Here is a 15,089-nt window from a genome sequence, read left to right as displayed (position 1 = left end):
ATATCACCGTGACGCCACCGGGGCATCACCGTCACAGCAGGCCTGCTGCAAGGGGGGCGGACCGGAATGTCCGCGCTCCGGCGGCGCGTGGATGCATGTGGCCTGGCCGTGCCGGGCGGGCACAAATTACCTATTGACATCCGGGCGGTGCTGCCGATAAGCTCGCGTCATGCCTGGTGGGCCGGAAAGCAGATTCGCCCTCACCCGCGCAGTGCTGAGAGGGAGCGGGCACGTTTTGGCCACAGATGACACAGATTTCACAGAAGAGGGTTTAAGGTGTGCTGTGGGTGCAACCGCAAGCCCGTTTTGGTATGATCCGTGAAGGAAAGGAAACGCTCGTGAAACGTCTCAAGCATTGGCTGCTGGTCCCAAAAACCACCTGCGGGTGTGGGCTGGTGACACTGGCCTTGGCGCTGGCCTGGCCGACACAGGGCGCGGACCTGGGCGTGATCGGCCAATGGCCGGGCTGGTGGCGGGGACAGGTCTATGGCGTGGCGGTGAGCGGGAGCTACGCCTACGTGGCGGATGAGGGTGCGGGCTTACAGGTGATAGACGTGAGCAATCCGGCCAATCCCCAGCGGGTGGGTCGCTACGACACCAGCGGGATTGCCTACAGCGTAGCGGCGAGCGGGAACTATGCCTACGTGGCGGATGGTGGTGCGGGGTTGCAGGTGATAGACGTGAGCAATCCGGCCAACCCCCAGCGGGTGGGCGGCTACGACACCAGCGGGTATGCCTATAGCGTGGCGGTGAGCGGGAACTACGCCTACGTGGCGGATGGACAAAGGCGGACAGCGTCCGACTATGTTGGATCCTTCCAAGTGATAGACGTGAGCAATCCGGCCAACCCGCAGCGGGTGGGTGGCTACGACACCAGCGGGTCGGCCTTGGGCGTGGCGGTGAGCGGGGACTACGCCTACGTGGCGGATGACGTTGCCGGTTTGCAGGTGATCGACGTCAGCAATCCGGCCAACCCGCAGCGGGTGGGTGGCTACGACACCAGCGGGGATGCCGAGGGCGTGGCGGTGAGCGGGAATTACGCCTACGTGGCGGATGGGGGTGCGGGCTTGCAGGTGATTGACGTGAGCAATCCGGCCGAGCCGCAGCGAGTGGGCGGCTACGACAGTAGCGGGTATGTCCGGGGCGTGGCGGTGAGCGGGAACTACGCCTACGTGGCAGATGCGGGTGCGGGCTTGCAGGTGATAGACGTGAGCGACCCGTCTAACCCGCAGCGGGTGGGGGGCTACGACACCAGCGGGACTGCCTATGGCCTGGCAGTGAGCGGGAACCACGCCTACGTGGCGGATGGGGGTTCGGGCTTGCAGGTGGTCGAGGTGAGCAATCCGGCCAACCCGCAGCGAGTGGGCGGCTACTACACCAGCGGGACTGCCTATGGCCTGGCAGTGAGCGGGAACTACGCCTACGTGGCGGACTGGGATGCGGGGTTGCAGGTGATGGACGTGGGCAATCCGGCCAGCCCGCAGCGGGTGGGCGGTTACGACACCAGCGGTTTGGCCCATGGCGTGGCAGTGAGCGGGAACTACGCCTACGTGGCGGATGACGATGCGGGCCTGCAGGTGATAGACGTGAGCAATCCGGCCAACCCGCAGTGGGTGGGCGGCTCCAACACCAGCGGGGCGGCCCATGGCCTGGCGGTGAGCGGGAGCTACGCCTACGTGGCGGATTACGGTGCGGGCTTGCAGGTGATCGACGTGAGCAACCCGGCCAACCCGCAGCGGGTGGGCGGCTGGGACACCAGCGGGTATGCCCGGGGCGTGGCGGTGAGCGGGAACTATGCCTACGTGGCGGATGACTGGGCGGGCTTGCGGGTGATAGACGTGAGCAATCCGACAACCTGCGTGCCCGTGGGGCGCTACGACACCAGCGGCACTGCCTTGTCCGTGGCGGTGAGCGGGGACTACGCCTACGTGGCGGATTCCACTGCGGGCTTGCAGGTGATAGACGTGAGCAACCCAGCTAACCCGCAACGGGTGGGCGGCTACGATACCAGCGGGAATGCCCAGAGCGTGGCGGTGAGCGGGAGCTACGCCTATGTGGCGGATTACGGTGCGGGCTTGCAGGTGATCGACGTGAGCAATCCGGCTAACCCGCAGCGGGTGGGCGGCTGCGACACCAGCTGGTATGCCCGGGGCGTGGCGGTGAGCGGGAACTACACCTACGTGGCGGATGGACCCTGGGGCCTGATGATTCTCGGGCCCCGCACGCCGCGAATCACCTCCGTCACCCGCGCAGCCGGCACGGCGACGGTTTATTACACCAACACGATTCCGGGAACGAACTACACGTTGGAGTATCGGACGAACCTCACCACGGGCAACTGGGCGCCGGTCGGGACGCAGCCGGCCGGCGGTTACAGCGCTTCCCAGACCGACACCTTGGTCGGCGCCGCCCCGCGCTATTACCGCGTCTCCTACCTGCCGTAGCTTCTGTTGGAAAGGAAACGCTCATGAAAGGTCTCCACCAATGTGCGTTGTTCCCGAGAACCAAGTGCGACTGGGGGTTGGTGGCCTTGGCCCTGGCGCTGGCTTGGCCGGCGCACGCTGCGGACCTGGACTTGATCGGCCAATGGCCGGGCGGGCCGCAGCGGTTTGCCTTGGGGGTGGCGGTGAGCGGGAACTACGCCTACGTGGCGGACTGGGATTCGGGGTTGCAGGTGATTGACGTGAGCGATCCGGCCCACCCGCAGCGGGTGGGCGGCTACGACACCAGTGGGGGGGCCGTTGGAGTGGCGGTGAGTTGGAACTACGCGTACGTGGCGGATGATTATGCGGGCTTGCAGGTGATCGACGTGAGTAATCCGGCCTACCCGCAGCGGGTGGGCGGCTGCACAAACAACCCCGGCGGGTCTGCCTATGGCGTGGCGGTGAGCGGGAACCACGCCTACGTGGCGGATTACATGGCGGGCTTGCAGGTGCTAGACGTGAGCAGCCCGGCCAACCCGCAACGGGTGGGCGGCGACAACACCAGCGGGACTGCTTACGGCGTGGTAGTGAGCGGGAACTACGCCTATGTGGCGGACGGGGGGTGGGGCTTGCAGGTCATCGACGTGAGGAATCCGGCCAACCCGCAGCGGGTGGGCGGCTACGATACCAGCGGCTATGCCCAGGGCGTGGCGGTGAGCGGCAACTACGCCTACGTCGCGGATAGGTATGCAGGCTTGCAGGTGATCGAGGTGAGCAATCCGGGCAACCCTGTGCGGGTGGGCGGCTACGACACTAGCGGGAGTACTTTTGGTGTGGCGGTGAGCGGGAACTACGCCTGCGTAGCGGATGACGTTGCGGGCCTGCAGGTGATCGACGTGAGCAACCCAACCAACCCGCAGCGGGTGGGCGGCTACGACACCAGCGGGGGTGCCTGGGGCGTGGCGGTGAGCGGGAACTACGCCTATGTGGCGGATGGGGTGTGGGGCCTGCTGATTCTCGGGCCCCGCCCACGAATCACCTCCATCACCCGCGCCGTCGGCACGGCCACCGTCTATTACACCAACACGATTCCGGGAACGAACTACACGTTGCAGTGCCGCACGGACCTTACCACAGGTACGTGGCAGCCGGTCGGCACGCAGCCGGCCCCCGGTGACAGCGCTTTCCAGACCGACACTTCCGCCGGCGCCGCCCCGCGCTACTACCGCGTCTTCTACCAGTGATGGAGCGCGGACTTCCAGTCCGCTTAGCCTGCTCGCACATAACAGCGGGCCACGGGGTTCTGTCGTCACGCAAAGCCGACTGGAAGTCTGCGCTCCGGCGTGCCCCGGTGACGCCAGCGACGATAGGAAGAGGAGCAGAGGTAAATAGGCTACAGGGTTACAATGTTACAAGGTTACATAAGTTACATGTTGCTACCGATCGTGAGGCGCGCCCAGTGACCTTTGCCTGCAGTCAACTCAAGGCCCTGCGCGCCTGGGCCGAGAACATCGTGCGAGGGGCATTCAGAGTGCGTTGGGCGTGCTCCTGCCTTCGAACCACCTGCCGCCCCGCCCGGGCGCCAGGAGGCTGGGCGCACCCCCTGCATCTGGCGCGGCGGCTGGCGGGCGTTGCCTCGTTGGGGCTCTGCACTGCGGCAAGTGCGGCGGACACCGCGCCCTTCAGTCAATCCGTCCAAGTTGATCCCGGCTTCGCCTACTACACCGATCGCAGCGCAGCCAGCATCGCGGAGGAGCTGAAAGCCAACGGCTACAAGAGCGCGCGCTACATTGTCGTCCGGGAAAGCACCGCCAAACCGGATCTTGTCGAAGCCTGCCATGCGGCTGGCCTCTACGTGTCGTATGCCACCCTCGGCAATGGCGTTTATTCCACGCTCGACCTGCCCCGCGGGTGGGAACGCTGGAAGATGCGCTTGAAGGACGGGGCTGCTACCACCGGGTCCTTCACGTACCTGTGCCTGAACCATCCGGAGTATCGCCGGTGGAAGAAGAAGCAGGTCGTCACCACGCTTAAGCGCATTCCCTTCGACGGCTTTGAAATCATGGAGTCCTTCTGGCCCGCCTACAATGGACCCGCCAGCCCGCTTTACGGGTGCCTCTGTGGTCATTGCCGCGCCGCATTTTTGCGGGCGAACCCCGCCGCCAGGACCCCGCCCGACTTCACCCATGCCGAGGCGGCCGATTACTACCGCAAAGACCCGCACCTTTATGAGCAGTGGATCCAATTCCGCGCCGCGAGTGTGACGGCCTTTCTGGACGACATTGTGAACGGCGCGGAGGGGGTGCGGCTGAACTTCCCGCGGTTGCCCGTCGCCGTGTGGGGCATCGCCGACGCGGTTCCCGACGGCGTCGCGAAGATCAGAGAGTGGGAGGGCATTGACGGCGCGCTGCTGGTCCGAACGGTGCGGCCGGACCTGTATGTCATCCAAACGGATTGGCCGGACTGGACCCGGGCGGATTTGGCGCCTGCTTACGTCGAGGAATACCGGCCGTTCGTGAAGGCCGTAGCCGCCGTTTCGAGCGTGCCCATCCAAGTGCAAACCGACATCGGCTCGAACGAGCAATGTCGCCGGGGCGTTGCGTGGCTGTCGCAATGCCAGGCAGCAGCGCGCCGCGCCGGGTTCGCGGGGGTTGTCGCGTACGAGTATCACCTCTCCCGGAACATCTACGAGGCCCCGCCCCACCCCGTTCGGGCCGTAGGTGCCACCAACACCATCACCCTTGTCTTCAATAAGCGGCTAAACGCGGCGACCGCGGCCGCCTCCACGAATTATGCAGTCACACCGGGCCGCGTGCTGTCCGCAAAGGTGGATGGCAACCTGGTGAACCTTCAGGTAACTGATCGTCCGACCCAGGCAACCGTGCGCGGCCTCGCCGACGATCCCGCCCGGCGCTTCTTCAAAGGTTATCCCGCGGTCACGATGCCGTCCCCGGTCACGCTCCCGGTTGCCTGGAGGTAATTCCTCCGGCGTTGCGGCGCATCTCACTTTCCTGCAACGGTGGGGATGGAGCGCGGACATTCCTGTCCGCTTCGAGGTCAGCGGGGCTCTGGGCGGACAGGCATGTCCGCGCCCCTGCAAGAAATTGAGATGCGCCCGCCGGCGTCGCGGCGGGTTGGTTGCGCTTGCGGAAGCCGGGGGCTGTCCGGATAATGTGCGGCGAAGCCGGGCACTGCGCGCGCTGCGTGGGATGGCTGCTGCCGGACGAAGAAGAACCTGGATGATGCTTATGATGAATGTGCTTAGAGATGGTTGGGTTGTGTTGCGTGCCAAGGCAAGTACGTGCGCTTTTGTGGAATCGCGGGGTCCCCTCACCCCGACCCTCTCGCCATCGGAAGCTGAGCATTACCCACATCTTTCGGCCCGCGAGGGCCGAATCCCGAAGGGATTCTATCCTTCAGCCCAGGGTTGCGAGGAACGAGCTACCCTGGGTTGGTCGTTGCAGGATTCCTCAACCCTGAAGGGGTTGCGGCACTGGCGTCGGCCGCCGGAGCGAGAGGCTACAACCCTTTCAGGGTTGGTGCGTGATGTGGGCGCTTATCCCAGGGTAGGACCGCCCCCCTGTTTCCCTTGGCGGGCCAACCCTGGACTCAGAGACCCAATCCCTTCGGGGTTGGCCGAGAATGCAGGCCAAGATGTGGGCAATGCTCCGCCTTCCGAAGGGGAGAGGGGGCGAACGCGCGGGCCGCGCGTCCCTAACAACGCTGGAGTTGGCATGCAGCTTATGAGGTGGGCAGCGGTGATCGGGTGTAGTTTGTGGGCGGTTGGGGCATTGGCGGCGAGCCCCGGCCTGACGCCAACGCAGCTACGTTGCGAGTACTTGGCGAATCCGCTGGGATTGGATGAGTTGCGGCCGCGGCTGAGCTGGATCGTGGAATCGGGCGAACGGGGGCAGCGGCAGACGGCTTGCCGGGTGCTGGTGGCGAGCGATGAGGCGCGGCTGGCGAAGGGGCGGGGGGATTTGTGGGACAGCGGCAAGGTGAAGAGCAGCGAGACAGTGGGGGTCGTCTATGACGGCAAAAGGCTGAGTTCGCGGCAGCGGTGTTATTGGAAGGTGAAGGTGTGGGACAAGGACGGCAAGGCGTCGGAATGGAGCGAGCCGGCGCGGTGGTCCATGGGGCTTTTGAAGGCAAAGGATTGGCAGGCGGAGTATATCAGCTTCCGGGACAAGGCGCCGGTGCACAAGTTCAAGGAGCCGCTGTATTTGCCGGCGGCGCGGCAGTATCGGAAGGAGTTCGCCGCCTCCCGCGAAGTGCGCCGGGCGACGATTTACGCGACGGCGCTGGGCATCTATGAATTGCATCTGAACGGCCGGCGTGTGGGGGATGAGTGGTTTGCTCCGGGCTGGTGCGATTATCACCAGCGGGCCTACTACAACACGTATGACGTGACGGGGCTGGTGCGGCGCGGGGCCAACGCGCTGGGGGCATGGGTGGCGGACGGGTGGTATTCCGGATACATCGGATTCGGGCTGCTGACGGGGATCGGGACGGAGGCGATCGGCCGTTCCACTTACGGCAAGACACCAGCCCTGATGGCGCAGCTCGAAATCGAGTATGCGGACGGGTCGCGCGAGACGGTGGCGACGGATGGGTCGTGGAAGGTGACCGGCGCGGGGCCGGCGCAGGAGGCGGATTTCCTGATGGGCGAGAGCTATGACGCGCGGCAGGAGATGAAGGGCTGGGCGACGGCGGGATTCGACGACAGCAAGTGGGAGGCGGCCATTCGCGCGGAGGAGAACGGGCCGGCGAAGGCGAAGTTCTACGAGTTCCGGAATCCCGCGGCGGACGGCAAGGGGCCGAAGATCGAGGGGCGCGAGGTGGATTTGGGATTCAAGCGGCCGCCGAAGCTGGAGGCGTTTCCGGGCGTGCCAGTGCGGGCGACGGAGGAGCTCAAGCCGGCGGGGATGACTTCGCCGACCAATGGCGTGCAGATTTTCAACCTGGGGCAGAACTTCGCGGGCGTGGTGCGGCTGAAGGTGAAGGGGCCGGCGGGGACACGGGTGCGGCTGCGCTACGGCGAGATGTTGCATCCGGATGGGCAGTTGATGACGGAGAATCTGCGCAAGGCGCGGGCGACGGACTACTACGTGTTGCGCGGCGACCCCGCGGGGGAGACGTATGTGCCGCGGTTTACGTTCCACGGGTTCCAGTATGTGGAGCTGACGGGTTACCCGGGCGAGCCGGGACTGGACGCGATTACGGGCATTGTGCTGCATTCGGACACGCCGCTGACGAGCGGGTTCGAGTGCTCGGACCCGATGGTGAACCGGCTGTTCAAGAACGTGGTGTGGACGCAGCGGGCGAACTTCCTGGACCTGCCGACGGATTGCCCGCAGCGGGACGAGCGGTTCGGATGGACGGGGGACGCGCAGGCGTATGTGGGGACGGCGGTGTATAACGCGGACGTGGCGGCGTTCTACACCAAGTGGCTGCGGGAGCTGATGGAATCGCAGCGGCCGAGCGGGGCCTTCCCGGGCTACGCGCCGTACCCGTTCCAGCACGGGTGGGATTTCGGGACGGCGTGGTGCGACGCGGGGGTGATCTGCCCGTGGACGATCTGGCAGGCCTACGGTGACACGCGGGTGATCGAGCGTTGCTGGGAGCCGATGACCCGGTTTATTGCTTGGCGAAAGGGCGCGAGCAAGGAGTTCCTCGGCGTCGCCCACGGCAACGAGTGGGGCGACTGGCTGTCGGTGAATGAGAAGACGCCCATTGATTATATAGACACCGCCTACTTCGCCTACTCGGCGAAGCTGATGGCCGAAATGGCCGAGGCCATCGGCAAGAGCAAGGAGGCGGCGGAGTACCGCGAGTTGGTGGCCAAGATCAAAGCCGCGTTCAACCGGAAGTATATGAAGCCGGACGGCGCGCTGTCGGTGGACACGCAGACCGCCTACGCGCTGGCGCTCTACATGGACCTGCTGCCGGAAAATTCCCGCGCGGCTGCGGGGGCGCGGTTGGCGAAGAAGATCGAGGACAACGACGGGCGGATGAGCACGGGATTCCTGGGGACGCGACCGCTGCTGCCGGTGCTGTCGGCGACCGGGCAATCGGACTTGGCGGTGCGGCTGTTGCAGAGCCGGAAATATCCGTCGTGGGGCTACGAGATCGAGCAGGGGGCGACGACCATCTGGGAACGCTGGAACAGCTACACCAAGGACAAAGGATTCGGCGGCAAACAGAACGCGGAGATGAACTCGTTTTCGCACTACGCCTTCGGCGCGGTTTGCGAGTGGATGTTCTCACAACTGGCGGGCATCCAGTCGGATGGGGTGGGCTACCAGCGCATCATCATTCGGCCTACGCCGCCCTCGCCGGGCAGCAACCCGGACCAGAAACCGATTGATTGGGTGCGCGCGCACTACGATTCCATCCGCGGCCGCATCGCCAGCGCATGGAAGGCCGAGGGCGGGCAGTTCAACCTGGAGGTGACCATCCCGGCGAACACGACGGCGACGGTGTATGTGCCGGCGCGCGACGCGGCGGGCGTGACGGAGAGCGGCAGGCCGCTGGCGCAGGCGCAGGGGGTGAAGTTCCTGCGCGCGGAAGGGGCGCGGGTGGTGCTCGCCGTGGCGTCGGGGCACTATAGGTTCCGAACTGTGGGCGGCAATTAGGATAAATGGCGCCAGACAGAGGCTTCCGGTGTGCGGGATCTCCGTCGGACTAGTGGGATTGGCTTGCGCGGCTGGCGCAATCGAGCGGGGCCACGTCGAAGGTCGCGCTGCTTCCCGCCGGCCGAACATTCTATTTATGCTCGCCGACCAGTGGCGGGCGGAGGCGTTTGGGTATGCGGGGAACCCTGACGTCAAGACGCCCCACCTGGACCAGTTGCAGCGGGAGGGGGTTCACCTGGTCAACGCTGTCTCCGGGCTGCCGGTTTGTTGCCCGACGCGCGCTTCGCTGCTGACCGGGCAGCGGCCGCTCACGCACGGCGTCTTCCTGAACGACGTGCCACTTGATCCAGAGGCGGTGACAATCGGCAAGGTGCTGCGCGCGGCAGGCTACGACACGGGATACATCGGCAAGTGGCATGTGGACGGCCATGGCCGCTCGAACTTCATCCCGCGTGAGCGGCGGCAGGGTTTTGAGTATTGGAAGGTGCTTGAGTGCACGCACGACTACAATCACTCGGCGTATTACGCGGACGGCTGCCGTAATTGTAGCCGCCGGCCAACTCGCCGCTCTGGCCGTCGGGGTTGGTGACGCGCACGGTGGCTGGTCCGATCGTGCCCGGGGGCGTCACGGCCTGGATGCTATTGGCCGATTCCACGACCACGTTGCCGGCAGCCTGTCCCCCGATTTGCAGCGTGGCGCCGGTGACGAGATTTGCGCCGGAAATATTGACACTCGTTCCGCCGGCGATCGGCCCCAGCGACGGTTCGACGCCGCGCACCTCGGGCGGCGTCAACGCAGCCGCACCGTAACAGAAGCCATTGTTCCGGCTGGCGCTGACGGGGCCCGGGTTGATCACGGTCACCGTCACCGCCCCGGCGGCACTGGCCGGGCGCGCTGACCTGGTAGAGGCCCGTATCCGGCGCGGAGTCCAGCCCCGACGGCATGCTGGCCGGGTCAACCTTGATGACCCCTGGCACCGTCTCTGGGTCGTCCCAGAACTCCGGGTTGTCCACGTCCTCCTGTTCCTGCGTGCTATAGCTCTGCTGCGAGGTGGTGACGACGTAGCGGGCCGTGGCGCCCGCGGGATTGCCCAGCAGCTCGGGCGGGAGTGTCACCGTGTAACGCGCGCCCACCTGCAACGAGCCGACCGTTCCGCCGGTCCACAGGCTCACCCAATGGTCGGCTCGTTGAGGCGCGCCAACCACCGGCACGCGGCGCAAGTCCACCAGCAGCGACCCTACCACCGCCGGGTCTGGGACTGGCGTGATGTTAAAGCTGAGGAAAAAGTCCGCGCCCATCGTTTCAGTTGAGTGGTTGCGCAGGGGGATATCGCCCATGGGCTGCCACCTATCCGCCCCAATCCGGGGAATCCGTGTCCCCCCCTTCAGTCCTTCGTGTCCCCTGGGTCCCTCCCCCGAGCCAATCCGCCAGCCGTGGGCACGGCTGGCGCAAACCCAATGACCCCAGCGGGGTCAAAGACCGTAGCCAGGGGTAAGCTCGCAGCCCTCAGCTTTCTGCTTTCTGCTTTTGTGCCACGCCCCACGCACCACTTTGCCGTAGGTCACATCCGTGTCCCCCTTTTCAGTCCTTCGTGTCCTTCGCGTCCTTCTGTGAACTCCCCAATTTCAGAATTTCAGCGTTTCAGGTTTCAGCTTTTCCCCCATACAGCCCCGCCACCACCGCCGCCGTCTTTTTCACCCGCTCCCGCAGCGCCGGCGGCCCAATCACCCGCGCGTGCGTCCCCCAGCTCAACACCCATCGCTCGATCTCCTCCAGGCTGTTCAGCCGCATCTGCATCCGCGAGCCACCGCCCGGCCGCTCCGTCATCTGCTGGCTCGAATGCCACTGCCGGCCCCGCACCAGGTCCGTCGCCCAGGCGTCGAACTCAATAACCACATCCTCCTCCTTGTCGCCCTTCATCACCGCCAGGCTCCCGCGCAGGTAGGCGTCCGGGTTGAAGTCCTTCGGCCTCTCAAATACCTCGGCCGTCACCTGGGGCCGCGCGAGTCGCGTCAGGGCGAACGTCCGCATCGCCTTCCGGTTCACGTCATGCGCGAACAGGTACCAATGGTTGTCAATACACGCCAGGTGGTAGGGATGCACATGACGCCGCAGCCAGTTCTTGGCCGCCAGGTTCCGGTAATCAAACGTCAGCGCCCGCCTCTCCTTCAGCGCCCTGGTGATCACCCGGAACGCCTCCATGTCCGCGTCCTCCGGCGCGAGCGGCCGGAACGACAGCGCCAGCCCCAGGTTCTCCAGCGAGTAGCGCTCCTTCCCGTCCAGTTGCCCCGTCAGCTTCCGGAAAGCCATCCGCAGCGGCCTCTGAAACGGCGTCCCGCGGTATTGCGCGATGGCCTTGTCGGCCACCAGCAGCGCGAACATCTCCGCTTCCGTCATCGCCGCCACCGGGAACCGGTCCACCTTTTGCGTATAGTAATATCCGTAGCGCTCCTCGTTGTATTCGATCGGCAGGCCATAGCGGTCGCGCATGAACTCGATGTCCCGCTTCACCGTTCTGTCGGTGACCTCCAGGTCCCGCGCCATGGTCACCGCGTTCGGATACTTCCCGCTGTTGATCCATTCGTGAATCCGACGCATCCGGTCCGACGGCGGCCGGGTGTACCGCTCGCGCAACACGCTTTTCATAGGCCATCAATTCTCGGTTAAATCCAGCCCCAACATTTTTAACCCCCGGGACCACGGTTGTCACTCCCCCTCTGCTACACTGCCCCCAAAACCTTCCGACTTCGGTCCCGCGGCGAGTGCCCGACTTCGGTCAGCCCACGGCCCGCCCAAACCAGCCCTCCGTCTTTTTCCTGGAGAAACCGCCCGATCTTTGACAGCAATGAGGTGTGGCAGACCTGGCACAAGGCATCTACGAAGCATTGCTCGATGAGGAACTGAGTTCCATCCTGCAAAGTCACCCCGAACTGCGCTCGGTCTTCGGAAAACTAGATCCGGAGGAAGAGCCCTCGCGCTACGCGGCCTTCGTTTCCAGGCTTTTGGAAAAGGCTCTCCGTCTTGAGGCCGACCCGGCAACCCGATTGCGACTATGCAACGAGGTTGTCGAACGAATAGGTGGAAGACCTCCGGCGCAGTCCCTCGCCAACAGGCGTCTCATCCCAGCGGAAAAGCCCGTCCTTCTCGAAATTACACCCCCCAACTACGCAGAAGGACGAGTGCCGCGACCGGAGACCGCGCTTGCCGAAAGTAGCTTGTTCACCGGCTCCCCAACCGACCCACAACTCGTGCACGAGCTTGCGAAAGAAATGCAATCCGCCGACTCAGCGGATCTGCTTGTTTCCTTCATCAAGTGGTCGGGCCTACGACTGCTGATGCCAGCCTTCGAGGAACTCACCACACGCGGCGGCAGGGTCCGCATCATCACGACATCCTACATGGGAGCCTCGGACTCAGAGGCGGTGGAATGGCTGGCGCGTTTGCCAAATGTCTCGGTTCGGGTCTCTTACGACACAGAGCGCACGCGCCTCCATGCCAAGGCGTATCACTTCCACCGAAACACCGGGTATTCCACAGCCTATATCGGCTCCGCAAACATGTCGCAGCCGGCGATGACCAGCGGCCTGGAATGGAATCTCAAGATCACAGCACAGGATCTCCCGCATATCCTGGAGAAGTTCCTCGCGGAATTCGAAACTTACTGGAACAGCCGCGAGTTCATCCCCTTCAATCCAGAGGAGCCAACCACGCTACGGGAAGCGATCCAGCACGCCCGAAAGAAAACCGACCTTTCACCCGTGATGGTGGACATGGCGCCGCACCCGTTCCAAGAGCGGATCCTCGACGCCCTTGAAGCCGAGCGGTCGGTGCACAACCGATGGAGGAACCTCATCGTCGCCGCCACGGGCACAGGGAAAACCGTCGTTGCCGCCTTTGACTTCAAGCGGATTTACCAGCAGCAGAATCGCCAGGCCCGCCTCTTGTTCGTCGCGCATAGGCGCGAAATTCTTGAACAGGCCGTAGGAACATTTCGTTTGGTCCTCCGGATTCCAGACTTCGGCGACCTCCAGGTCGGCCCGCACGTCGCAACGCGCTTCGACCATCTGTTCTGCTCCGTGGACATGCTTGGAACGCGCCGGCTGTGGGAGCAAGTCGGCGCTGACTTCTACGACTTCATTATCGTGGACGAGGTGCATCACGGTCCGGCCGCCAGCTATCGCGCAGTCTTCGAGAAATTCCACCCTCGGATCCTTCTGGGCCTGACGGCCACCCCGGAGCGCATGGACGGCGCGAGCGTGGCAGCCGATTTCGGAAACCGCTTCGCTGCCGAAATTCGTCTCCCCGAGGCCCTCGAAGAAAAGCTCCTTTGCCCGTTCCACTACTTCGGCGTGGCCGATCCCGTCTCATTGGCCGGCGAGCAGTTCTGGCGCAGCGGCAAATATGACATCGCGCAGCTTGAAAGAGTCTACACGGGTGCCCATGAACTCGCGCGTCAACGCTTGGACGTCGTGGTAAGCTCGTTACGGCGCTACGAGCCCGACCTCGACCACGTCCGGGGTATCGGCTTCTGCGTCTCCATTCGACACGCCGAGTTCATGGCCGACCAGTTCAATCAGCGGGGCATAACCTCTGCGGTGATTATTGGCGAAACCGAAACCGACGAGCGGGCCAAACTGCTCAATGAATTTCGTGCCGGAGGAATCCGATTCCTGTTCACACGGGACGTGCTCAGCGAAGGCCTGGACGTTCCCGACGTCAACACTGTCCTCTTCCTGCGGCCCACTGAAAGCCTGACAGTTTTCCTGCAACAGCTTGGCCGGGGCCTCCGCCACGCTCCAGAGAAAGATTGCCTTACCGTGCTGGACTTCGTAGGCCAGGCGCATCGGCGCTATCGAATCGACCGCAAGCTGAAGGCCCTGCTTTCCAAGCGCCGTTTTAACATTCAGCGAGAGGTGGAGATGGATTTTCCCCATCTTCCCGCCGGCTGCAGCATTCAGCTCGACCGCGTAGCGCGGGAACACGTGCTCGCCAACATCCGTGAGAACCTGCGAAACCTCGCTAACCAGGTCCCCGATCGCCTGGAGTCCTTCGAGCAAGAAGCCAACCAGCCATTGACATTCGGCAACTTTGTTCGCTTTCACGATTACGAGCCCGAAGCTTTGCTTACCCGCAACACTTGGACGCAGTGGAAAGCAGCGGCGCGTCTCGCTGATATACCGACAGACCCCGACCTTGGGCGGTTGCAGGACGGCCTGATCAATGCCGCCCAGACAACCGGCCCGCGCGAAATCGCCCGGCTCCGCAAGGTTGCTGGCCACCTCAGGGCAGGTAACACGCCCGCGGCTGTCGCCGAAGCCGGGGATTCCGCGATCGTCACCCACTACCGCTTATGGGGTAAGCCGGGCCCCGCCCTCGGTATCCCAAATCTCAACGAATCCTTCCACCGTCTCGCGAGGAACCCCACCGTTCTCCGTGACTGGGAAGAAATCCTGGCTTGGGCCGACGATGAGTCGCGCGTTGGAAGCACCCCTGTTGCCTTGCCGTTCCCGTGCAGCCTCGAACTGCACGCGGCCTACGGTGGCGACGAAATCAAAGCTGCCTTGGGAGGAGCAACGTTCGACTCAGCCGGCGTGACAGGAGTCGGGGTGCTCCACTTTCCCGGCATAAAGGCCATCGCGGCCCTGGTCACGTTCCAGAAGACTGAGAAGGAGTTCTCGCCCAGCACGATGTATAAGGACTATCCCATAAGCAGAGAGCTGCTGCACTGGGAGACCCAGGCGCAGACAAGCCAATCCAGCGGGCAAGGCCAGAACCTGATCCACCACAAAGACCGGGGCTACACAATGCTGTTCTTCGCTCGCTCACGCAAGAAGGTGGACGGCCTCACCTCCCCGTACACGTTCCTTGGCCCAGCAGAGCTGGTGAGCCACCAATCCGAGCGACCTATCCAAATGGTTTGGCAGCTCGCCCACCCAATGCCCGTCGAGATGTTCGAGGCAAACCGCCGCGGTGGCTGATGCCGCGCCCATTGGACGCGCTCAGTTGCCTCTAGCGCAGGACCCTGCTCTA

8 protein-coding genes are annotated in these 15,089 nt (G+C 64.3%); 6 read left to right on the top strand and 2 right to left on the bottom strand.

All coding sequences use genetic code 11. The annotated features are described in order from the left end of the window. The first annotated feature begins 311 nt into the window (after positions 1–311). From P5205_10025 to P5205_10005, 5 genes are all read left to right on the top strand, one after another. A complete protein-coding gene (locus P5205_10025; GenBank protein ID HSA10692.1) occupies positions 312–2,444 on the top strand; it encodes a hypothetical protein in 2,133 nt (710 codons plus the stop codon). 23 nt (positions 2,445–2,467) lie between these two features. Beyond that, positions 2,468–3,667 carry a hypothetical protein gene (locus P5205_10020; protein HSA10691.1) on the top strand — a complete coding sequence of 400 codons (1,200 nt, stop codon included), beginning with the start codon at positions 2,468–2,470 and terminating at the stop codon, positions 3,665–3,667. Between the two features lie 215 nt (positions 3,668–3,882). Then, the gene (locus tag P5205_10015; protein ID HSA10690.1) at positions 3,883–5,403 is read left to right on the top strand and encodes an N-acyl-D-glucosamine 2-epimerase; all 1,521 of its coding nucleotides are present in this window, start codon (positions 3,883–3,885) and stop codon (positions 5,401–5,403) included. 763 nt (positions 5,404–6,166) lie between these two features. Next, positions 6,167–9,058, top strand: coding sequence for a glycoside hydrolase family 78 protein (locus P5205_10010; protein HSA10689.1), 2,892 nt, complete (start codon positions 6,167–6,169; stop codon positions 9,056–9,058). A 52-nt stretch (positions 9,059–9,110) separates the two neighbouring features. Continuing rightward, positions 9,111–9,647 (top strand): sulfatase-like hydrolase/transferase, encoded by a 537-nt coding sequence (locus tag P5205_10005; GenBank protein HSA10688.1) that lies wholly within the window; start codon positions 9,111–9,113, stop codon positions 9,645–9,647. Positions 9,648–9,697: 50 nt separating this feature from the next. Here the strand turns inward: P5205_10005 and P5205_10000 are convergent, their stop codons facing one another. Both P5205_10000 and P5205_09995 read right to left on the bottom strand, forming a co-directional pair. Next, on the bottom strand, positions 9,698–10,396 hold the full coding sequence (locus P5205_10000) for a hypothetical protein (GenBank protein HSA10687.1): 699 nt from the start codon (positions 10,394–10,396) through the stop codon (positions 9,698–9,700). A gap of 304 nt (positions 10,397–10,700) precedes the next feature. Next, a complete protein-coding gene (locus P5205_09995) occupies positions 10,701–11,705 on the bottom strand; it encodes a WYL domain-containing protein (protein HSA10686.1) in 1,005 nt (334 codons plus the stop codon). Between the two features lie 206 nt (positions 11,706–11,911). On the opposite strand from P5205_09995, the gene P5205_09990 reads away from it, so the two are divergent. After that, the gene (locus tag P5205_09990; protein ID HSA10685.1) at positions 11,912–15,037 is read left to right on the top strand and encodes a DUF3427 domain-containing protein; all 3,126 of its coding nucleotides are present in this window, start codon (positions 11,912–11,914) and stop codon (positions 15,035–15,037) included. The last annotated feature ends 52 nt before the right edge of the window (positions 15,038–15,089 follow it).

This window comes from Candidatus Paceibacterota bacterium (assembly GCA_035452965.1).
Taxonomy (GTDB): Bacteria; Verrucomicrobiota; Verrucomicrobiia; order Limisphaerales; family UBA8199; genus UBA8199.
The sequence above is the reverse complement of the archived record's forward strand: the minus strand, read 5'-3'. Positions and strand labels throughout refer to the sequence as shown.

Coding starts and splice junctions, on each gene's coding strand:
- P5205_10025 (HSA10692.1), top strand. CDS start 312: ATGATCCGTGAAGGAAAGGAAACGCTCGTGAAACGTCTCAAGCATTGG.
- P5205_09995 (HSA10686.1), bottom strand. CDS start 11,705: ATGAAAAGCGTGTTGCGCGAGCGGTACACCCGGCCGCCGTCGGACCGG.
- P5205_10020 (HSA10691.1), top strand. CDS start 2,468: ATGAAAGGTCTCCACCAATGTGCGTTGTTCCCGAGAACCAAGTGCGAC.
- P5205_10010 (HSA10689.1), top strand. CDS start 6,167: ATGAGGTGGGCAGCGGTGATCGGGTGTAGTTTGTGGGCGGTTGGGGCA.
- P5205_10000 (HSA10687.1), bottom strand. CDS start 10,396: ATGGGCGATATCCCCCTGCGCAACCACTCAACTGAAACGATGGGCGCG.